Annotated in this window: 15 protein-coding genes; 2 read left to right on the forward strand and 13 right to left on the reverse strand. The window is 48.4% G+C overall.

The features are described from left to right. Positions 1–8: 8 nt before the first annotated feature. The 7 genes from OIM59_RS09415 to OIM59_RS09445 form a co-directional block, all read right to left on the reverse strand. Positions 9–2,357 (reverse strand): ABC transporter permease, encoded by a 2,349-nt coding sequence (locus tag OIM59_RS09415; protein ID WP_299168784.1) that lies wholly within the window; start codon positions 2,355–2,357, stop codon positions 9–11. Positions 2,358–2,377: 20 nt separating this feature from the next. Next, the gene (locus OIM59_RS09420) at positions 2,378–4,762 is read right to left on the reverse strand and encodes an ABC transporter permease (protein ID WP_299168781.1); all 2,385 of its coding nucleotides are present in this window, start codon (positions 4,760–4,762) and stop codon (positions 2,378–2,380) included. A 38-nt stretch (positions 4,763–4,800) separates the two neighbouring features. Beyond that, the gene (locus OIM59_RS09425) at positions 4,801–7,179 is read right to left on the reverse strand and encodes an FtsX-like permease family protein (protein WP_299168778.1); all 2,379 of its coding nucleotides are present in this window, start codon (positions 7,177–7,179) and stop codon (positions 4,801–4,803) included. Between the two features lie 107 nt (positions 7,180–7,286). Further along, entirely contained in the window at positions 7,287–9,608 is a 2,322-nt protein-coding gene (locus OIM59_RS09430; protein ID WP_299168775.1) for an FtsX-like permease family protein, read from the reverse strand. A 41-nt stretch (positions 9,609–9,649) separates the two neighbouring features. Continuing rightward, the gene (locus OIM59_RS09435) at positions 9,650–10,603 is read right to left on the reverse strand and encodes a tetratricopeptide repeat protein (protein WP_299168771.1); all 954 of its coding nucleotides are present in this window, start codon (positions 10,601–10,603) and stop codon (positions 9,650–9,652) included. 207 nt (positions 10,604–10,810) lie between these two features. Further along, the gene (locus OIM59_RS09440; RefSeq protein WP_299168768.1) at positions 10,811–12,061 is read right to left on the reverse strand and encodes an efflux RND transporter periplasmic adaptor subunit; all 1,251 of its coding nucleotides are present in this window, start codon (positions 12,059–12,061) and stop codon (positions 10,811–10,813) included. Positions 12,062–12,073: 12 nt separating this feature from the next. Then, positions 12,074–13,507 carry a TolC family protein gene (locus OIM59_RS09445; protein WP_299168879.1) on the reverse strand — a complete coding sequence of 478 codons (1,434 nt, stop codon included), beginning with the start codon at positions 13,505–13,507 and terminating at the stop codon, positions 12,074–12,076. Between the two features lie 214 nt (positions 13,508–13,721). Here OIM59_RS09445 and OIM59_RS09450 point away from each other — a divergent pair, with 214 nt between their 5' ends. Continuing rightward, positions 13,722–15,089: a sigma-54 dependent transcriptional regulator gene (locus OIM59_RS09450; RefSeq protein WP_299168765.1), complete on the forward strand. Its 1,368-nt coding sequence runs from the start codon at positions 13,722–13,724 to the stop codon at positions 15,087–15,089. Further along, positions 15,086–16,360 (forward strand): PAS domain-containing sensor histidine kinase, encoded by a 1,275-nt coding sequence (locus OIM59_RS09455; RefSeq protein ID WP_299168762.1) that lies wholly within the window; start codon positions 15,086–15,088, stop codon positions 16,358–16,360. The genes OIM59_RS09450 and OIM59_RS09455 overlap by 4 nt, the downstream gene beginning before the upstream one ends. Before the next feature lie 17 nt (positions 16,361–16,377). Here the strand turns inward: OIM59_RS09455 and OIM59_RS09460 are convergent, their stop codons facing one another. From OIM59_RS09460 to thrS, 6 genes are all read right to left on the reverse strand, one after another. Continuing rightward, a complete protein-coding gene (locus OIM59_RS09460) occupies positions 16,378–17,529 on the reverse strand; it encodes a lactonase family protein (RefSeq protein WP_299168759.1) in 1,152 nt (383 codons plus the stop codon). 13 nt (positions 17,530–17,542) lie between these two features. After that, positions 17,543–18,304 carry an EFR1 family ferrodoxin gene (locus tag OIM59_RS09465; RefSeq protein WP_299168756.1) on the reverse strand — a complete coding sequence of 254 codons (762 nt, stop codon included), beginning with the start codon at positions 18,302–18,304 and terminating at the stop codon, positions 17,543–17,545. Positions 18,305–18,683: 379 nt separating this feature from the next. After that, a complete protein-coding gene (gene rplT / locus OIM59_RS09470) occupies positions 18,684–19,034 on the reverse strand; it encodes a 50S ribosomal protein L20 (RefSeq protein ID WP_072542913.1) in 351 nt (116 codons plus the stop codon). Positions 19,035–19,140: 106 nt separating this feature from the next. Then, positions 19,141–19,338 (reverse strand): 50S ribosomal protein L35, encoded by a 198-nt coding sequence (gene rpmI, locus OIM59_RS09475; RefSeq protein WP_072542914.1) that lies wholly within the window; start codon positions 19,336–19,338, stop codon positions 19,141–19,143. A 70-nt stretch (positions 19,339–19,408) separates the two neighbouring features. After that, on the reverse strand, positions 19,409–19,990 hold the full coding sequence (gene infC, locus OIM59_RS09480) for a translation initiation factor IF-3 (RefSeq protein WP_299168751.1): 582 nt from the start codon (positions 19,988–19,990) through the stop codon (positions 19,409–19,411). Between the two features lie 102 nt (positions 19,991–20,092). Continuing rightward, positions 20,093–22,033 (reverse strand): threonine--tRNA ligase, encoded by a 1,941-nt coding sequence (gene thrS, locus OIM59_RS09485; RefSeq protein WP_022354171.1) that lies wholly within the window; start codon positions 22,031–22,033, stop codon positions 20,093–20,095. Positions 22,034–22,044 lie beyond the last annotated feature (11 nt).

Below are 22,044 nucleotides of genomic sequence, written 5' to 3' on the forward strand. Positions count from 1 at the left end.
TTCTTTTATTATTCACTTTTCATTACTTCACTCGGATTGATGCGGGAAGCCTTGTGCACCTGCCAGAGCAACGTAGCCACGGAAATCACCGCTACTATCAGGAAGGCTGTCAGGAACAGGCCGACCGTCACCGGAGCCTTCACCACCAAATCGGCGGTATAGTAGTGGATGGCCAGCCAAGCCAACGGAACTGCCACCACGGCTGCCAGCAACAGCATCCCCACGTAACGGCGGAGCAACAGCACATACAGGTCTTTCAGCATGGCACCGTTCACCTTGCGGATGGCAATCTCCCGGTAACGCTGGCGGATGTCGAACAAGGAAATGCCGAACAACCCCAGACAGGAAATGACAATGGCGATAAAGGCAAAGGCCGAATAAATGGTAGCCACCTGCCGATCGGATTTATACAACTTCTGCACATCGTCCTTCAGTAACGAATACTGAAAATTCTCCGTACCATACACTTCCTTTTCCAACTTCCGCAGATAATCTATCACCTGAGGAATCCGACCCGGCTGACACGCAATATGATACACATCTCCCTGCATAGTAGGAAAAACCATGAAAAGCATGGGGCGTATCCCCTTGGATATATGTCCGCTATAATAATCCTCTATCACCCCCACAATCGGTCGGGCCGGAAAGTCAGGCGCCGCCTCTTTCATACGAAGGTCCAACACGGTAGCTCCCTCCAAAGAGGTGTATCCCAATGCCTGCATAGCAGCCCGATTCACCACATAGCCATCCTCCTCGACAGGCAATCTTCCTTCCACAAGCTTCAGGTTGAACAAGGTAAAGAATTCAGGAGTGGCAAAATTCTGATTCAATGAAACGGTTTCCCCCTTCACATTCTGAAACTCCGCCGTATAGTCGAAATCCAGAATGGAATACACATCCGCCGTCCAACATGAAATGTCCGGACATTTGCTCAATGCCTCATCAATCTGCGCAATCCGCTGCTTCCGGGCCTGTATCGATTCATCGGTATAAGAAGCATAATCCGTTGATTCATATATAAGGTTGGCCTGAATCACGTTTTCCATCCGAAATCCCGGTGGAGTATTCAACAGCAAGTTGAGATGACGATGAAAAAACAAGGCAAGGACAACCAGTACAATGGTTACGGTATATTGCACGAACAGGAATCCCTGACGCAAACGTATGGATTTCCGGTCATTCCCCGAACGAACCAATGACATACTTAACGGAGCCTTTCCACACCGGAGTGCAGTTACCAACGATATCAGCAGCGGCAACCACACCACCAAAGCCAATGATACCCATACGTCAAACGCCCCGACAGCAAACTCTGTATCAAAGACACGATTGACAAAAGGCTGAGCAAGTTCCACCACCGTCCAAGCTAACAGCAACGACAATGCCGACAACACCAGATTCTCCCAATACATCAATAGAAAAAGTGAACGGAAACCTGCTCCCCATACCCGATGAATCAGGTAAATCCGTAACCGCTTGCCCATCAGCACCGCATACAAATTGAGGTAATTAAGCAGACCGATAAAGAATATAAAGATACACATGGCCGACAAGACATACAACTGAGCACGGTTGCCCGACACACACATCGTAGGAGAAGTGCGGTACAACAAACGGGACTCCCAATACACATCCTTCAACGACAGAAGGGAGAAAGTGTACATGCTGCCGTCTCCCACCCGTGTAGGACGCAACGTCTTGCCTGCCTCATTCAATTTCTGAATATCCGCTCCCGGTACAAAACGGACAAACTCCATGGGCATTCTCTCCCAAAGTGCTCCCGGCATTTCGGAAAGAATGGCATCCACCAACAAAAAACTTTTATTCTTCGGCGTGGCAAAAATACCGGATATGGTCACTGATTTCCCGGTAGACAAGACAAAGGTTTCTCCAATGGGATTCTGCTTGCCAAACAACTTATGCGCCAAGTGCTCACTCAGCAAAGCCATCCCAGGCTTTGAAAGGGAACTCTCTCCTTGCAAGAGCTGATAATGGAACAGTTTCAAGAAAGTCGTATCAGCCACTATCATATTTACCTGGAAACGATTATCTTTGTAACGTATCATGTCATGATCCAGCAGTGTGACCCGTGAACGTTGCATGACCAGTGAAGGGTCTACAGCCAGCGTATCGCCATTCAATGTGGAAGAGACCAATGCATCGTTCTCACCAATCTGACAACGAGACACATATACATTTTCCCGGTCCACACAATGGGTATCAACCGTCAGTTCCCGATGGATATATCGAAGTAAAATAATACAGCAGGCCAGACTGAAAGCCAGCCCCAACAGATTAATCAGTGTGTACGTCCGTGCACGAAGCAGGAAACGTAATGCATAGCGTAGTGTGTTCATATAAATTTGTTTCTTTTTTATTATTCACTTTTCATTACTTCACTCGGATTAATGCGGGAGGCTTTGTGCACCTGCCAGAACAGCGTGAGGACTGACAATACCATCACCACCAGGAAGGGTATCAGGAACAAGCCGACAGTGACTGGAGCTTTTTCCACAAAAGTGGCTGTGTAATGCCGAATCACCAGCCAGGCCACAGGAGCCGCTACCACAAAAGCAAGCAACTGAACCAAAAGATACCTGCGTCCCAACAAAAGATACAAATCGCGGCGTGTAGCCCCATTTACTTTCCGAATGGCGATTTCCCGATAACGGCGACGAATCTCAAACAAGGAAATGCCCAACAAGCCCAAGCAGGAAACCCAAATAGCCATGTACGAGAACAAGGTATAAATATCGGACGTCCGTTCATCGTCCTTATACATTTCTGCCACTTTATCGTCCATCCACTGATAAGTAAAATCATCCGTGTGATACACTTCCTGCTCTATCTTTTTCAAGTATGGCACAAGCTCTTTCTCTCTGCCGGGTACCGCTTTTATCAATGCAGCCCCCAATGAATTGGAGGAAATGACCAGCAGCATCGGAGGAACACCGTCGGTAAGCCGTTGCGGAAAGAAATCTTTTACCACCGCATTTACCGGCATCATGGACGTGCCGTATTCCACCACCTTTCCTTGCACCATGGCTATCCATAATGGCGAGACACTCCGCACAGCCGCTTTTTCCACGGCGTCATACCCCAAAGTCTTCATGGCTGTCTCATTCAAAGCAATCTGATAATGCTCATACGAATCAATGTCACCTATCTGTCCCTCCTTCACTTTCAATCCGAACATCTTCATGAAATCCGTGGAAGTAAACATGACGTACAAAGGAAACTTCTCTCCTTTGTCATTGATTATATCTGTAAAATAACCACGCAGAAAGTCCCGGGGTGAAGTCATCCAGCTTTCTATGAAAGGACACTCATCCAGTTTCTGATTAATCGCCTCCCGACAGGCCCATTGCCTTTGCTGTTGCTCGGATGTAAGGCTTTCGTAAGCACTGTATCTATTCTCCCGATACAAGTCGGCAGACAAAATTCCCTGTGTAGTATAACCATGAGAAGTATGCATCAGAAAATCAAAGTGGTGCTGGAAGTAGAAGGCAAGTATCATCAGCAGCAGGGTAATGGCATACTGTATAAACAAAAAGACCTGACGATAGACCGACTTGCTTTTTCCGTCCTGATAGAAGCGCATGCAACTGACTGGATTCTTCAGTCCGTAGCGTACATAAAAAACGAAAGAGGCCAACAAAGGCAACACAACCAACAGACTCCCCGTCAGTACCCAGTCAAAAAAGGTACCCGGTACCGATTCTCCAAACAGGTGGGTGATATAGCGGGAAGAAAGTTCTATGATTCCCCAAGCCAGCAAGATTGCCCCAGCCATCAGCAACAGATTTTCCAGGTACATCTCAACAAAAAGCCTTCCACGGGAAATGCCAAACACTTTCTTCAGGCCGTACATCCTTGTACGCTTCAACATGGTGACGGAATACAAATTGACGAAACTCAAAATACCAATCAAAAACAAGAAGATGTCCACACCCGACAAAATATACACATAATTCCGGTTGCCAAACTGAAAGATACGATTGTATTTGTCGGCTATGGAAGATTCGAAATAAAAATCTTTCCAGCCTATGTATCTATACCGGCACAAAGCACGCTCATCATAAGGATACTTCCGATACACATTCGTTTGCTTGTTTATTTCCTCCAGGTTCAGATGCGGATCCACCCTCATCAATTCGGTATTCAGCTTGCCCCAGTCAGGCTTCAGTTGACGCGATACCAACAAATCAAAGTTCCATGTAGTCTTGCAGACTGGTTCTTTCAACACTCCTGTCACCGTCAGCGTCCACTTACCGTACATCAGTTTTTTCCCGATGGGTGATTCCTTTCCAAAAAGCCTGCGGGCATACTTCTCGGTCAGAATCGCCACATCCGGACGAGACAAAGCCAGACTTCCTTCCACCACCTGATAAGAAAAGAAATGAAAGAATGTGGAATCTACTGCAAGCAAATCCGACTGGAAAGCCCGGTCACCGGAAAAAATGGAAGCGTTCTCCTCCTCCACTACCCGGCACTGTTCACGTATCCATTTCCGGTCAAGCGCAAAAACTCCGTCACTTTGCTGCACCGGATTCTCCCCAGGATATACCGTTCCATTAATGTCCCGAAGCGGCACCACAATGGTTGACAGATCCTGTCCATGCACATCGACCGTCAGTTCCCGATGGATGTATCGGAGCAGAATGAGGCAGCAGGCCAGACTGAAAGCCAGCCCCAACAGATTAATCAGGGTGTACGTCCGTGCACGAAGCAGGAAACGTAAGGCATAGCGTAGTGTGTTCATATTGTTTTCTTTTCTTATTTCTATATCATTCTTTTATATCATTCACTCTTTATCACCTCTGCCGGATTCTCATTTGCCGTTTTCCAAATGCGATGCCCGATACAAGCCACTACACAAAGAGCAACGCCGACAAAAATCAGCAGAAATGGAAGGAATCCGATTTCCACCTGACGGTCATAGTGCTCTATCCAACGTCTCATCACCCACCAGGCAGCAGGGAAGGCAATCAGCGAAGAAACGACCAACAGCAAAGCATATTCCCTGAAAAACAGCATAAGAATATTCCTCACCGTGGCTCCGTTTACCTTGCGGATAGCTATCTCCTTGCGGCGCCGCTCGCAAGCTAATGTCACCAGCGAGTAGATACCAAATATCGAAATGAAGATACACACCAGCGATGAGAACCCAAGCAATGACGACAAGGCATCTTCCGACTTCAGATAATCGTTGTAACGTTCTTCTTCACTATAGAGAAAGAGCTTACGGTCGGGCAGCTCGGCACGCTGCATCTCTTCAATGCAACGGCGACATTCGTCCCACGTTCCCGGACGGTATTTGAAAAGAACAAAACAGCGGGCGTGCATCCACTTTACCTGATCGGTGTTGACAAACATCGTGTAGGGAAGTTTCTCAGTAGGCGATTTATAAGCACAGTCTTTCACCACCCCGATAACGGTCATCGGCTCTGTCTTGCGATCAACAAAAAACAGCTGCTTGCCTACAGCTTCTTCAGGAGTCCAACCCATCCGGCGGGCCGTACTTTCCAGAATGTTCACCTGCCGATAATCCGACTTTTCCGACACCCATTCGCCTGCCAACAGCTGCATACCGTAAAAACGGAAGAAGTCTTCACCAGCCAACACTTCATCAAAAGACAAAGGCTCCTTCAAACGGCCTTCCATACCTGTTCCTCCATCTATCAAGGACGATGAATAAGCTCCCATACCCAACAACGGCCAGTAAACCGGACGTACCACCTCCGTCACCATCGGCAAGGTCTTGATTTTCTCGGCCCATACGTTCATGTCCACATTCATCCAAATGCTGACGGCTGCCCGTCCGCGATAGTCCATGCCTGTATCCACATTCCGCAAATGGTGCAGTTGCAGCTGCATGGCCACCGCACAGAAGATGAAAGCCATACAGACCGTCAGCTGGAGAATGACACTTCCTTTCCGCCAAGCGATACCCGAAAGCGCATTGCCCGTATGCATATTTCCATGCAATGACCGCTTCTGAAACAGCCATACCCACAGCACCACGATGACCATCATGACGACCGATACCGACAGGATGTAGAACAAGATTGAACGGTAGTTCGAAAAGTCAGCATCCTGAATCAGCGCATACCGGAGAAAGACCGGCATCAGCAACTCTACCAATACCATCCCCACGACCAAGGCCGCCAGAATTGTCAACAGAAAATCAGTACAAAGCAGGATAACCAACGAACGCAGTCCTGCCCCGCAAACCTGCCGCAACACCATTTCTCTTCGGCGCGTACGGAAACGGTCGATATAAATCGTCAGGTAATTGATAAAGGCACAAACGATAATAAGTCCGCCCACCACAGCAAACCAGGTGATATAACGGAACTGCACTGTCTGGTTGTTTTTAAGGATGAAACCTTCCGTAGCACGAAGGCCCGTCAGCGGTTCCAGGTAGAAACGTGTCAGTCCCGTGTTCTCCTGAAACCTGCTTTTGGTCAGTTCTTCGGGGAAGTGGGCATTCATCTTCTCCAGCAATCGGGAGACATCCGTACCTGGCTTCACTTTGACAAGTGTCCGGTAGGTGTAATCGTCCCAGCCTGTCCGTCCGCTTCCGTTACCCAGAAAAGCGTAGGGGAAATTAGTGTGCGCTCCCCAGTCGCTCACTACAGCGCCAATGGTATATTCCTTGTTCCAGTTGGCATTGGTCACGGTTTGGCCAATCACATCCGTAGTGCCAAACAGCTGTTTTGCGGTCTTCTCCGTAATGGCAATACGGCTATCTGTGGAACCGGCACGAAGAAAACTGTCATCCCCCTCCAAGGTACGGAAGTCCAGCATCCGCAAGGCGGTAGTATCGGGCAGAAGCATGGGCAACTCCAGCATCCGGTTGTCTTTCATCACAAAAAAAGTTTCTGCCTCAAACAAACAGTAATCTTCAATTTCCGAATAATGTTCCTTCAGGTAACGTCCCAAGGCATAAGGCGTGAAGCTCGCGGAAGACCCGCCGAAACTATCGTCATTCACTCCAACCAGATACAGACGGTCTGCATCACGATGAAACGTATCGTACGTCATCTCATAATGTATCCAGAAGGCAGAAAGGGCAAAGCATGCCAAGCCCACGGCCAGTCCTAAGATACTGACCACACTCTGCATACGGTATTTCAGCAAGTTACGCCAGGCTATTTTCAGGTAATGTAACCACATAGTCTTTCTATTTATTCAGTTTATATTCATGTTTCATTACTTCACGCAGATTGATACGAGAGGCTTTGTTCACCTGCCAGCACAATGTGATAACTGACAATAGACTATCACTCTCTCTTTATCACCTCTGCCGGATTCTCCTTTGCTACCCGCCAGATACGCCAGCTGATGCAAAGGGCTATCACCAGCGCCATGCAAAGGAAAATGACCATATAAAGCCACCACGACAAAGGAATCTGTTCTACATAATTCTCCAGCCATTGCTTCATCAGTATGTAACCCACCGGAAAAGCGATGGCAGAAGCAATGCCCAACAGCCACAGATATTCGCGTGCAAAGAGTCCTAAAATATCTTTTACCCGTGCCCCATTTATCTTACGGATAGCCATCTCCTTGCGACGGCGTTCACAGTTCAAGGTAACCATCGAGAAAATCCCGAAAGCAGACATCAGAATGCAGACCGTGGAAACAAAAGCGAGCAAACGCATCAGCAGATTTTCAGACTTAAGATAAGTATCATATTCATCCATCACATTTACCAGGTTATATTTCACTTCGGGATAGTCGCTGGCAAAAAGGCTGTCTACCCGATGACGAAGTTCGGGCCAACTTCCTTCGTGATATTTTATCAGAATATGATTTCCGTTCATCCAGCCAGATCTCTTCACATAAAGTGTAGGCTGTACTGGAACGGTAGGGGCTGTAATATGAAAATCACGCACTACCCCGACTACAGTAGACTTCTCCTTCTGTTCCTGACTATAGGTTATGACCATCCCCACAGGATGGGTTACCCCCATAGCCCGGACAGCCGATTCATTCAGCATTACCTGATTGTCTCCACCATCCTGCCGAATAAATTGACCAGTTGCCAGCTGAATATCATAGAACGCTGCCAACGTATCGTCCATACAAGCCATACGTATATCCTGCATTTTCCAGTCAGATGGCTTTCCATCCCAATCCATGGTGACAGTTCCCCGGGCTCCTTCGGGCAGAAGTCCCCAATAGCCGGTAAGCACCTGACGGACAAAAGGCATCTGTCGCACATGTTCTACGATTTCATCCTTTGAGGTGTCAGGATAGACAAAGGTGAAGGCCGCAAGATTATGACGCTCCCAACCCAAATCAGTCTGTCGCAGATAATTCAATTGTCTCATCAATACCACTGTGCTGAATATGGCCAGCAGACTGATGAAAAGCTGTATTCCTACCATCACCTTCATTTGCCGTCCCGACTTTCTGCGTTCCGGACGCAAGGAAGAATAACGGAAAACAAAAGGCAACAACAGCAGCAGCGAAAGCAGCAGCACAATCAGGAAGTACAGCAGTGAACCTCCGTACACATTGCCTTCCACTCCCGAAAGCCGCTGGAACAAAGGATGCAGCAACTCCACCAGTACGAAACCGAAAAAACCTGACAACAGAATAAGCAACGAGTACTCGGTAGTGAGCATGGCAAACAGTCCCCTGCCGGAAGACCCGCATGCGCGTCGCAACGCCAGTTCACGACGACGGATTTCCATTCGCGAAAGGAAAAGGGCAAGATGATTGAACAACGAACAGAGAATAACCAGCCCTCCAGCTGCCGCAAATAGTCTCAGATAGAAAAAGCTAACGAGACGATCTTTGTTGAACGAGGCTTGACGGACTTCAGAAAGAGGCATCAGGCGGAGTCGGCCAATCGCTTTGCTATTCAAATCATCCACTTTCCCGGCATAGGCACGGAACTTCTCTTCCATCGACTGAGGAGAAACACCCGGAGCAAGACGGACCACCACCTCAAATCCTCCGTTGTCCCATGCATCCTGCCATCTACGGAAATAACTTCCTTCATGAATAAAATCAAACGAAAAGTTACTGTGAGACAAATCACTTACCACGGCACAAACGGTAGATTCCTTATCATTACAGGTTACGGTGCGGCCCAGCACTTCCGTTGTACCAAACAGCTTCCGGGCCACCCGTTCTGTCAGGGCAACCTTTTCATCGGAATAAAAGAAATCATAAGTACCCGTCAGCACACGAACACCAAACATATCCATAAAACAGGAATCCAACATCATACCAACGGCCTCCAAAGCAGGCTGATCTTCCAATCTCAACTCAGCTGGCGAATAGCGGGTAAAGGCACAAGCCGCCTCTATTTCGGGAAATTCTTTCTTCAACAGCGTGGAGACTGGATAAGGCACGTGCGGTGATATACCTCCAGCCTCTATGGAAGTTTCAGTATAAATCAGGTACATGCGGTTGGCGGCATCGTAACGGCTGTCGAAAGAAGATTCGTAACGCATCCAAAGATTGGCAAATGCGAAACATGCAAACCCCACCGCCAGACCTATGACATTGACCACAGTCTGCATACGGTATTTCAGCAAGTTACGCCAGGCTATTTTCAGGTAATGTGCAATCATATCTTTTTCACTCATTCGTGTCAACAATTATAAAATCAGGTATTTTTAATACCACATTATATCGCCTTCAATTTCCAATCAAAAATTGAATCGGTTTCGGAAACCTTCTCCTTATTCTCCACCTTCATGAGAAATTCCAACGCATGGTTATGCCCTTGGGCGGAAGCCTGTTGGAACAAATGTTTTGCCTTGGCATAATCCTTCCCAACACCTTTTCCGAAATAGTACATCAATCCCAGATTGAACTGCGCCGCGGGAGAATTCAATTCGGCCGCCCTTGAAAGAAGTTCAGCTCCTTTCGATAAATCTTTGGGGTATCCATGCCCTTCTATATGAAACACAGCCAGATTAAACAATGCGAAGACATTGTCTCTTGAAGCAGATTTTTCAAACCAGTATATGGCATCGCCCACGCTGGTTGAGGTTCCGTAACCGAAAGTGTACATATAGCCCAGATTGTTCATTGCGTCCGTATTATTATACGCAGCAGCCCTTTTATACAACTTGAACGCTTCCGAATAGCTCTTGGTGACTCCCCAGCCATGCCTGTAAAGGCTGCCTAATCCCACTTGCGCCTGGGAGTGTCCTTGTAAAGCAGCCAGACTGAGATATTTTCTGGCTTTAGAATAGTCGATGTCGGTTCCTATGCCATACGCATACATATAGCCCAGATTGTTCTGAGAATCCGCATTGCCGTTATCTGCCGATTTCAGGAATAATTTCATGGCCTTTTTGTAATTCCTTACCCCTGTCTTCCCCTGATAATATATGTCACCTAAAATAAACTGGCAACGCTTTGCACTGTCAATTCTTGCCAGTTTTGAGTACAGTGTCGCGGCTTCGTCATATTTCTTCTGTCTGTACAAACTGTCTGCCTGCATGTAAAGCGTCTGGACATCTCCCAAAAACCAGGTATATATAGTATTACGTTTTTTAAGCCCCAGTACAATCATTGCCAACAAAAGACAGATTCCCAAAGCAATAGTTATGTGTTTTATTTTCCCTTTCATAAATCAATAATTATATTCTACTATAGGGTACTCCGGAGAGTCACTGTTTCCAATATTTACAATTAATTCCCAACCTTCTGTAATTCTTCACTTTAATCGTTTTCAGTACTTCCCTGTCAGTACTTCAGTACTCCCTTGAAAGTACTCCAGTACTTCTTAGGCAGTACTCCGGTACTTTCGGGGAAGTACTGGAAGCATCTGGTTCCTTCATTTAAACACCAGCTCTTCCGCGTCGCCAAAGTTATCATATCCTGTGGTAATCACCCAATCGCCGGGCTGCAAACCTTCGGTGATTTCGTATTGCAGGGGGTTCTGGCGCCCGATGACCACCGGAACCTTTCTCGCCCGGGTCTTGTCGGCATTGAGTTTGTAAATCCACTGACCGCCGGTCTGCGAATAGAAATTACCGCGTGGAATCACCAAAGCTTGTTCCGGTTGTCCTAACTCAATCTGTACCCGGAAGCTTTTTCCCAGACGGACATTCTCGGGCATTTCTCCCGTAAAGACCAAGTCCACATCAAAGGTGCGGTCTTTCACCTCCGGCACCACCTTACTCACTTTCAAGGCATAGCGTTTTCCCTGATAAGTCACGGACGCCGGCAAGCCTACCGTCACCCGGTCTACGTAGTATTCGCTCAGGGAAGCATGCACCTTGAACTGCGACATGACCTTCACTTCTGCCAGATTCTCTCCGGCTGCCACCTGCTGCCCTAATGTGACCTTCACAAAACTAAGCTGCCCATCCGACGGCGCACGTACCACCAGCTCTTCCATCCGCTCCAAGGAACGCTCCAGCTTCTTCTGTTCCCGTTCCCGGTCGTTGCGCAACAGTTCCCTGCGGATGACCGTCATGGCCGAATCGCTCTGCAGGCTCTGCATCTTCAGCTGGGTGGAGGCCGTCTTGTAACGGAACTCATCTTCCGACACCTCCAGCTGCGCTTTGCTACGGATGCCCATGCGGTATTCTTCCTGCTCCAGGGCAAAGCTTTTCCGTATCTTGTTCAGTTCGTAAGCAGCCTCCAGAGTCTGCTGTTTCAGGGTCAGACTTTTCTGTTCCATCTCAAGGGATTTCTCCTGATAAGAGATGCGCTGCTTTTCCCATTCATCCCGCTGGTCGTCTATCTCACGCAACAGGTTGGGATTGGTCAAGACCAAAATAGTGTCTCCCTGCTGCAGCAAACTGCCCTCTTCGGCCACGATACGCTCTACATTACCCGACTCGCGGGCATTGACCATCAAGGTCAGGATGGGATGCACCACTCCTTCCACGTCCACGTATTCACGGAAAGGGGCCTGCTTCACCTCGGCCAGTTGCACGGAGTCTGCATCAATACGTAAGCGCTGCGGACCGGAGGCCAGTATAATCACATAAATCAGTCCGGCCAGCAGAAGTACGCCGCCTGCCAGATAAAAACGATAGCGCACGTACCAGGGTTTCTTTTTCAATTGTATATCCATAATCGGTTTGTGTTATATTTCAGGTAAAGTTTCAGTCAGCGGACAATTCCGGTAAAAATCATATTGCGTCAGGCTGCGGAGTCCGTAATACAGCATCCAGTAGGTTTTCAGGGCCTCGATATAATTGCGCCGGGAGGTGTCTTTCTCGGTGGTGGCTGCATTCAAATCGAGCACCGACGATTTGCCCATCAGGTAAAGGCGGAGGGCCACTTCATACCGCCGACGGGCTGTTTCATCGGTACGGGAAGCGACTTCCACCTGCCGCGCCTGAAGATTGAACTGCCGCACCATCTGCCGCACGTTCAGTTCAAAGTCGTTCATACCCTGCTCCACCTGCGTCTTGACCAGTTCAATGTTCGATTTGGCCACACGTACCTTTCCTTTTCCTCTTCCCCAGTCCAATATCGGAATCACTACGGACAGGCTCACGTATTGCTGGTCGAGGGGATTACGATAAGAATCCCGAAGCCGGTCGGCCGTCTGCGAAAGCCCGAACTGGAGATACAAATCTGCCTTCAATCCCCGGCTCGCACGGGCGGAAGCCAACTGGCTGCGACTTTCCAACTGTCTCCGCCGGTAGGTCTCGATTTCCGGACTGTGCAGATGAGCCTGTTCCAGTGCCTTGTCCAAAGGCACTTCAAAAGCCGGCACACTGTCGTGTGGAATCACCTCTATCTCTTCTTCCTCCCGGATACCCAAGAAAGAACGGAAGGTAAGCATCGCGTCTTCCACACTGATACGGGCTTTCATCAGGTTGGTCTCCTCGGTCAATTTGTTCACCTCCAGCTGCAACATCTCGTTCTCCGTAATGTTGCCGATGCGATACCGCCCGCGGGCATAGCGATACAAGGTATCGGCAGACGCATAGTTGGCACGGGCAATCTCCATATCGGACTGGGCAGCGGCTAACGCGAAAAACAGTTCACAGGTTTTCGAAGCAATCAGCTCCAGCGTCTCGCTATAGGTTTTCTTGGCTTCCTGAAAACGGACCGGTTCAATGCGGCGGTTCCACTTCAACGAATTATAGCCAAAGAGCGACTGCTGGTAACCTATCGTGAAAGGCTGGGTGTTATAAGCCGTACTTTTCTCACCCAGTTCATCCATGCGCTGGGCAGCAGTCTGCATGAAAAAGCTACCTCCCGTAAACCAGACGTTCTGGCTGACGGAAAGCGTCAGGTCGGTAGCCAACTGGTTCTGGCGGAGAAACAGTTCCGTACCATCGGGCTGGGTTACCTTGTTAATCTGTCGGTTCAGATAAGGAGATGCCGACAAACTCACTTCAGGCAGATAGTCTGCCCGAAACGAACGGTAGCTCCAGTACGCCGCCCGGTAGGTATGCCGGGCAGCTTCAGCCTCCGGAGAACTGGCCTGTGCCATCCGGATGGCCTCTTGCAGTGTCAGCTTCTCGCCCCACACGGTTTGTCCACAGAAAAGCAGACAAGCCATAAGTAATCCTATTTTGTGTTCCATCTTCATACGCATAGTTATCTGCTTTTTTAGTTCCAAAAACCGTGCCATACGGATAACACATTGGTTATACGAGAAATAGCAAAATTCAGCAACTCCAGTTTGCGTGCGCATCCGCACAAAAAGCGTGCGAAAGTGCACATACAGCACAAGCAAAAAAGCATTATCTTTGCGAAAGACACCTTGATATTGTATGGAAGAAAAAGGAAAAATACTCATCATTGACGACAACGAAGACGTGCTCTTCGCGTTAAACCTGCTCTTAGAGCCTTATATGGAACAGATACGGGTCACCACGCAACCTTTCCGGATTACTCATTTCATGACGACTTTCCACCCCGACGTGATTCTGCTCGACATGAATTTCCAGCGGGATGCCATCAGCGGGCAGGAAGGACTGGATTACCTGAAACAGATTCTTCACCTCGACCCGCAGGCGGTAGTGGTGTTCATGACGGCGTATGCGGATACCGATAAGGCGGTACAGGCCATCAAAGCCGGAGCTACCGACTTTATTTCCAAGCCGTGGGAGAAAGAGAAATTGCTGGCCACCTTGTCGTCTGCGGTAAAGCTGAGCCGTTCCCGTCAGGAAGTCGGACGGTTGCAGAATGAAGTGCAGGCGTTGAAAGGAGACGACACGCTGCCGGAACTGATTGGCGACTCTCCGGCCATGCAAAAAGTAAAAGAAACCATCTACAAGCTCTCCGATACGGATGCCAACCTGCTGATACTGGGAGAAAACGGTACGGGAAAAGACTTGGCGGCGCGCATGCTGCGCTTCTTCTCACCCCGACGGGAGCAGGTGTTCATTCCCATCGACTTGGGAAGCATCCCGGAACAGCTGTTCGAAAGTGAATTGTTCGGATACGAAAAGGGTGCTTTCACGGATGCCCGGAAAGCAAAACCGGGCAGAATGGAAACGGCTTCGGGAGGCACGTTGTTTCTGGATGAAATCGGCAACCTGTCCCTGCCCATGCAGGCCAAGCTGCTGACGGCCATTGAAAAACAGTGCATCACCCGACTGGGAGCAGTGAGTCCGATACACATCGATGTACGCTTGATTTGTGCCACCAACGCCAACCTGCACCAGCTGGTGGCGGAAGGGAAATTCCGACAAGACTTGCTCTACCGCATCAATACCGTGGAACTGCACATCCCTCCCCTCCGGGAACGCGGAGAAGACATCCTGCTGCTGGCCATGCATTTCTTAAGTCAGTACAACCGGAAATACCGCAAGGAAATCAAAGGACTGACGCGCGAAGCAAAAAACAAACTCTTGAAATATGAATGGCCGGGCAATGTGCGCGAATTGCAGCACACCGTGGAACGGGCCGTCATCTTGAGTGAAAACGGACTTCTGAAACCGGATGACTTCCTGTTTCCGCAAGGAAATACACCTCGTCCACAAACGCTGGCGGAAGAACTGAATCTGGAGAAACTGGAAAAGAATGCGATTGAACGGGCCTTGAAAATAAGTGCAGGAAACATGAGCAAGGCCGCCGAATTGTTGGGAATTACGCGTTTTGCATTGTATCGGAAACTGGAAAAATGGGGCTTATGAAAACGTATGGATACCACCTCATATTGCACATTGTGGGTTTAGTCTTCTTCATCACCGCAGGCGTACTGGCTATTCAGCATGCACTTTTGTTCTGCAGCATTATCTGTGGACTGTTGCTGGTGGGCATCTGCTATCACTTATACCGCATCCAGATGCGTCAGACCGAAACCATGGGGCGCCTCGTGGAATGTATGAAACAGAATGACCTGGGGCAACGGGTCTGTGCGCCTTTTGCCGACCCACAGATGCAGAAACTGGCCGACGACCTTTCGCTGGCACTGAAGAATCTCCGCACCCGCATATTGGATGAGGAGGTGAAGCACCAATACTATGAAATGCTGTTGAACAAGGTGGATACGGCCGTTCTTGTAGCCGACCGGGACAACCGGATAGAATGGATGAACAAGGCGGCCCGCGAACTGTGGGGGCATTGTGCCTTTCTGCCGGAAGAAATCAGTACCGCCGTTCGGGAAAACCGACAGGTAGCCCACCTGCAAAAGGGAGATGCCACTTTCGACCTCTCCCTATCCGTCACGCACATCCAGCTGCAAGGACGGACCTGCCGGTTAATCAGCCTGAAAAACATTCACGGGGCCTTGGAATACAAAGAAATGGAAGCCTGGCAGAAACTGATTCGGGTGCTGACGCATGAAATCATGAATTCCATCACTCCGATTATTTCCTTGGCAGACACCTTGAACGAACGGAGCCAGGAACACCCCGACGATGCCCGTACACGCACTTATGTGCAGCAAGGATTACAAGTCATCTACCGCCGGGGAAAAGGATTGCTGGAGTTTGTGGAGAATTACCGGAAGCTGACCCGCATTTCTGCCCCCGTCAAGGTGGAAATTCCCCTGGAACAATTCTTTACCGATTTGCAACGCCTTTATCCGGAACCGGAATTTCATTTTGAATATCCGTCTTCTCGCCTAAAATGGCTGGCCGACCGCACACAGATGGAACAAGTGTTCATCAACCTGCTGAAGAACGCCCGCGAGGCATGTGCCCATCGTCCGCATCCGGATATCTGTGTCCGCGTGAAAGCTCATGCGCAGGAGCTGGTCTTCGAAATCCATGACAACGGGGAAGGCATGCTGCCGGAGGTGACAGAGCGTATCTTTGTTCCTTTCTTCACCACCAAAAGCAACGGTTCGGGCATCGGACTCACCCTCTGCAAACAGATTGTCAGCCTGCACGGAGGACAAATCAGTGTACAAAGCACAGCGGGGAAAGGAAGCTGTTTCCGCCTCTCTTTCCCCGCCGTATAATCAAATTTTACAAAGACTTATTTCATAACCCATTGCAGGCAGACCGGCTTATCGGTGTGGATGGTCTTTCCTGTATCCTGCAAGAGACCGGTTTCTGCATCACGGGCAAATACCTGAATCTCGTTGGTATCCCGACAAGCTACCAGCAAGTACTTGCCATTGGGCGTAATCGTGAAGTTACGGGGATGAATACCCGTCAGCTGATAACCGACCTTCGTCAGGGTTCCGTCGGCAGGAGACACCTTGAAAATGGCCACTCCATCCGCCTTCAGACGGTTGGAAGCATACAAAAACTTCCCGTCGGGTGAAAGATGGATATCGGCACTTCCCTTCGCGCCTACCGTATCTGCCTTGATGACCTGCTGCTGCGTTAAGGTCTTTCCATCGTATGAAAATACCACGACTTCTCCTGAAAGTTCTGTCAACAGATAGGCATGTTTCCCTTGCTTGTCGAAACAAGCGTGACGCGGACCGGAGCCCGGTGCCAGTTCAATGTCAAAAGCGGCAGCCTCATCCAGCAAATCAGTTCCCTGTGTACCGGAAGCCTGTTTCACCGGAAACGCGTGGATACGGTCGGTACCTAAATCATTCGCTAAAAGAAGTTTGCCGTCGGGCGTGAAATATACGCAATGCAAGTGAGGCTGGTCCTGACGTTCCTTATCGGCTCCTTTTCCCTGAAAAGCAATGGCATGCCCCTCTCCCAGACTACCATTCGCCAGACGGGAAAAGACGGTGATATTGGCTCCCATGTAATTGGCCGTCAGCACGAATCTCCCGTCCGGACTCACTGTGATGTAACACGGTGACGCTCCTTCGGTCGACTGGCTGTTCACCAGCGACAGACTGGCGGTCAAGGAATCCAAGGCCAAGGCGTTGGCCGTAAAACCTTTCTCGGTTTCTCCCACGGCATACACGTGTGTACCGTCCTGATCTGGTACCAGGTAAGAAGGATTCTCAATTCCCGACAAGGCACTGGCCTGTACAGCATCGCCTGTCTCCTGATTGAAGCGATATACTTTCACCCCTTCCTGGTCGGCTTTTGCATAGCTGCCCACCAGCATCAGCAACGTGTCTGCCTCATGAGTTACACTTGTTTTCTGCTCACTCTTTCCGGCGCAGGCTCCCATCAGGATACCGCCCACACACAATGACATTAAAATCTGTTTCATCTTAGATTTACGGTTATTTTAATAAAGAATTCAAATACTGTCCCTTCTTCTGCGTCAGCTTGCCATAACATACTGCATGCTTCGGACAATGGTGGTAACAAGCCTGACACATCGCACAACGGCTGCCCCATTGTGGCCGTCCTTCTACCATACGGATATTCTCCAATGGACAATTTTTGGCACAAAGTCCGCAACTGATACATGCTTCCGATGCATAAAACTTTTTCGGACGGATCATGAAACGGTTGAACATCGGACGTACCACATACGTTTTCAGCCAAGGCACACTTCCTTCATGGCAATCAAATCCCTCTTCCCGTCGGATAATCCTCCGGCTGAGATTTTCCACTCTGCTGGGAGCCTGCTTCAACTTACGAGCTGCCAGTTCCGGTTCATCCACATCAAATCCCGACATACAAACGTATGTGTTGGGCATCATCACCGAAAAGCCAGCCTTGCAACGCCATCCCCGCCGAGCCGCAGCCCGCGCAAACACCTGCGCCGTCTTTCCCGTATCATCACCACAGGTACAGACAAAATACAGGTAATCAGGCACTCCCTTCAATTCCAACTTAGCCAGTGCTTCCAATACCACCGGAGGAGGTCCCCACGAATAAACCGGAAACACAAAACCCAGCGTTCCATCTGAAGACTGCGGGAAGTCCGGTTTTCCGTTCAGTAAATCCGTCAATTTATATACAGAATCCTGCAAATACTCTCCCAATTTCCGGGCCACCCATTCCGAATTTCCCGTTCCAGAAAAATAAAAAATCATACGAATCCTATTACGTTCAACGTTCACATACAAATAAGGCGAAGAACCTTGACTCTGATACATCCAAGATTCTTCGCCCTAGAAAAAGGAGAAGCCGTACCCGAGGCGTGACGAAACTCCGAATGACAGGTTTTGAGTGCCCCCCTTCCTTTGTAATCCACCGGCATAAATGCTACCCGAAGGCGTGGCCCGCCATTGGAAGAAGACGCTTGTCTCGGTATTTCTTATAATTTGATGAGTTTCCCGATTCTGCAAGTACGGCTTCAATTTTGTATGACAAATATACGACAATAATTTGAATCTGCAAAGAGATTGCATAAAAAAAGGATGCCATTTTATGTGGCATCCTTTATACGTTGTCTCCGTTTCCGGAAGAGAATTAAGCAGCTTTAGCTTTAGCAACTACAGCCTTGAAAGCTTCCGGATGGTTCATGGCTAAGTCAGCCAACACCTTACGGTTGATTTCAATACCTGCTTTGTGCAATGCACCCATCAACTTAGAGTAAGACATACCTTCCAGACGAGCAGCTGCGTTGATACGCTGAATCCACAATGCGCGGAAGTTGCGTTTTTTGTTCTTACGGTCGCGGTATGCATAAGTCAAACCTTTTTCCCAAGTATTCTTAGCAACGGTCCAAACGTTCTTTCTTGCACCAAAATAACCTCTGGTTAAACCTAAAATTTTCTTTCTTTTTGCTCTAGAAGCAACGTGATTTACTGATCTTGGCATAGTTTTTTAATTCTTTTTGAATGATAGCGCCGATATTTCACAACCGGACTTGAGGCTAATGCATTCGGTTAATAATTTAAATGATACGTGTACGCTCTCGTAAAGATTAACGCATGCACAGAAGTTCCTTTACCTGGTTCAAGTTAGCATTGTCTACTAAGCCCATGTGGCAAAGGTTTCTTTTCTGCTTTTTAGTCTTCTTAGTCAGAATGTGACTGTGAAAAGCGTGCTTTCTTTTGATTTTACCTGTTCCGGTAAGAGTGAATCTTTTTTTAGCACCGGAGTTAGTCTTGATCTTTGGCATCTTGTTAAATTTTTAATTATTATTATTCAACGTGGCAACGCACTATACCGGCGCGTTACGCACTTTTTTTTCATTCTTTCGGTTCAACCGGTTTGGCAGCTTCAGGTTTGGCCGCTTTCTTCGGAGTTCCTGCTTTCTTCGGAGACAACGATATCGTCATTCTTTTTCCTTCGAGCAACGGCATCTGTTCTACCTTTGCATAGTCTTCCAAGTCGTTGGCAAAACGGAGCAACAAGACTTCACCCTGTTCCTTAAACAAGATGGAACGTCCCTTGAAGAACACGTATGCCTTCACCTTATCTCCATCCTGCAAGAAACCGATGGCATGCTTCAGCTTGAAATTATAATCGTGTTCATCCGTCTGAGGTCCGAAACGGATTTCCTTCACGTTCACCTTCACCTGTTTTGCCTTCTGTTCCTTTGCGCGTTTTTTCAACTGGTAAAGGAACTTAGAATAATCTATAATTCTACAAACTGGAGGAACGGCATTAGGTGAAATTTCGACCAAGTCGGCTTCATGTTCTTCCGCAAGTTTTAAAGCCTGCGCAATCGGATATACAGCCGATTCAATATCATCTCCCACAATACGTACTTCTTTGGCGCGAATCTGTTCGTTGATTCGATGTTGCCCTTTTAACGTGTCATTTTTCATTAAAAATAGTGTCTTCCTTGTTTGTTTCTTGAATTATAAATTAATATTGAAAAATCCGTTTGCAGCATCCTTTTTTGTCAGGGGCTGCAAACGGCTGCAAATTTACCATTTATTTATCATATTATGAACTTCTTCTGCAATATTTTTTGCAAAATCTTCGATTTTCATGGTTCCTTTGTCTCCTTCACCCTGCTTACGTACGGCTACTTCACCATTTTCGGCTTCTTTTTCGCCCACAACCAGCATGTAAGGAATACGTTTCATTTCATTGTCGCGAATCTTACGACCAATCTTTTCGTTACGGTCGTCCACGATGGCACGGATGTCGTATTTCTTCAAATCCTGACGAACCTTGTCGGCGTAGTCGTTGAATTTTTCAGAGATAGGCAGGATGGCCACCTGATCCGGAGTCAGCCACAACGGGAACTTACCGGCTGTATGTTCAATCAATACGGCAACAAAGCGTTCCATTGAACCGAACGGTGCACGGTGAATCATTACCGGGCGATGTTTCTGGTTGTCAGAACCCATGTATTCCAGCTGGAAGCGTTCCGGCAAGTTGTAGTCTACCTGAATGGTACCCAGCTGCCAACGACGTCCGATGGCATCCTTCACCATAAAGTCCAGCTTCGGACCGTAGAATGCAGCTTCACCGTATTCTACTTTGGCTTTCAGTCCTTTTTCTTCGCAAGCTTCTACGATGGCACGTTCAGCCTTTTCCCAGTTCTCATCGCTACCGATATATTTTTCACGGTTCACCTTGTCACGCAAAGAAATCTGTGCTTCAAAGTTTTCCAGTCCCATGGAAGTGAATACGATAGAGATGATGTCCATCACACGGAGGAATTCATCCTTCACCTGGTCCGGACGGCAGAAGATGTGCGCATCATCCTGCGTAAAGCTACGTACACGAGTCAATCCGTGCAACTCCCCACTCTGTTCGTAACGGCAAACCGTACCAAATTCTGCGATACGCAACGGCAGGTCACGATAAGAACGCGGAGAGTTCTTGTAAATCATACAGTGATGCGGGCAGTTCATCGGTTTCAGGAAGTACTCTTCCCCTTCTTCCGGAGTGTGGATAGGCTGGAAAGAATCCTTGCCATATTTCGCATAGTGTCCGGAAGTGACATACAACAGCTTGTTGCCAATCGGCGGACACATCACTTCCTGATAGTCGTAACGTGACTGGATGCGACGCAAAAAATCCTGCAGGCGGATACGCAGTGCAGTACCTTTCGGCAACCACATCGGAAGTCCCTTACCTACCGTATCCGAGAACATGAACAAATCCATTTCCTTACCAATCTTACGGTGGTCACGTTTCTTGGCTTCTTCCAGCATCACCAGGTATTCATCCAACATTTTTTTCTTCGGGAAAGTAATACCGTAGATACGGGTCATCTGCTTGCGGTCTTCCTGTCCTCTCCAGTAGGCACCGGCCACCGACAACAGCTTGATGGCCTTGATCGGAGCAGTAGAAAGCAAGTGCGGGCCACGGCACAAGTCTGTAAACGCACCCTGCGTATAAGTAGTGATGTGACCGTCTTCCAGTTCGGAAATCAGTTCACACTTGTAAGTTTCTCCTCTTTCACCAAACATCTTCAGCGCATCATCTTTCGAGATGTTCTGACGAACCAGTTCCTCTTTCTTGGCAGCCAGTTCAGCCATTTTCTTTTCAATGGCAGGCAGGTCGCCTTCCTTGATGACAGCTTCACCCGGATCTACGTCATAATAGAATCCGTTTTCAATGGCCGGACCGATACCGAACTGAATGCCCGGATACAATTCCTGCAGCGCTTCAGCCAGCAAGTGTGCACTTGTGTGCCAGAAGGCATGCTTACCTTCTTCGTCATCCCATTTATAAAGAACGAAGTTTGCATCTTCGTTGATAGGGCGATTCAAATCTACAGTTTCGCCGTTTACTCCACATGCCAGCACATCCTGTGCCAGACGGGAACTGATGCTTTCTGCAATCTGCAGACCCGTAACTCCTTCATTGTATTCACGAACAGAGCCATCAGGAAAAGTTATCTTAACCATAGTCTTTATAG

The sequence above is a fragment of the Bacteroides mediterraneensis genome (assembly GCF_025993685.1).
GTDB classification, from domain to species: Bacteria; Bacteroidota; Bacteroidia; order Bacteroidales; family Bacteroidaceae; genus Phocaeicola; species Phocaeicola mediterraneensis_A.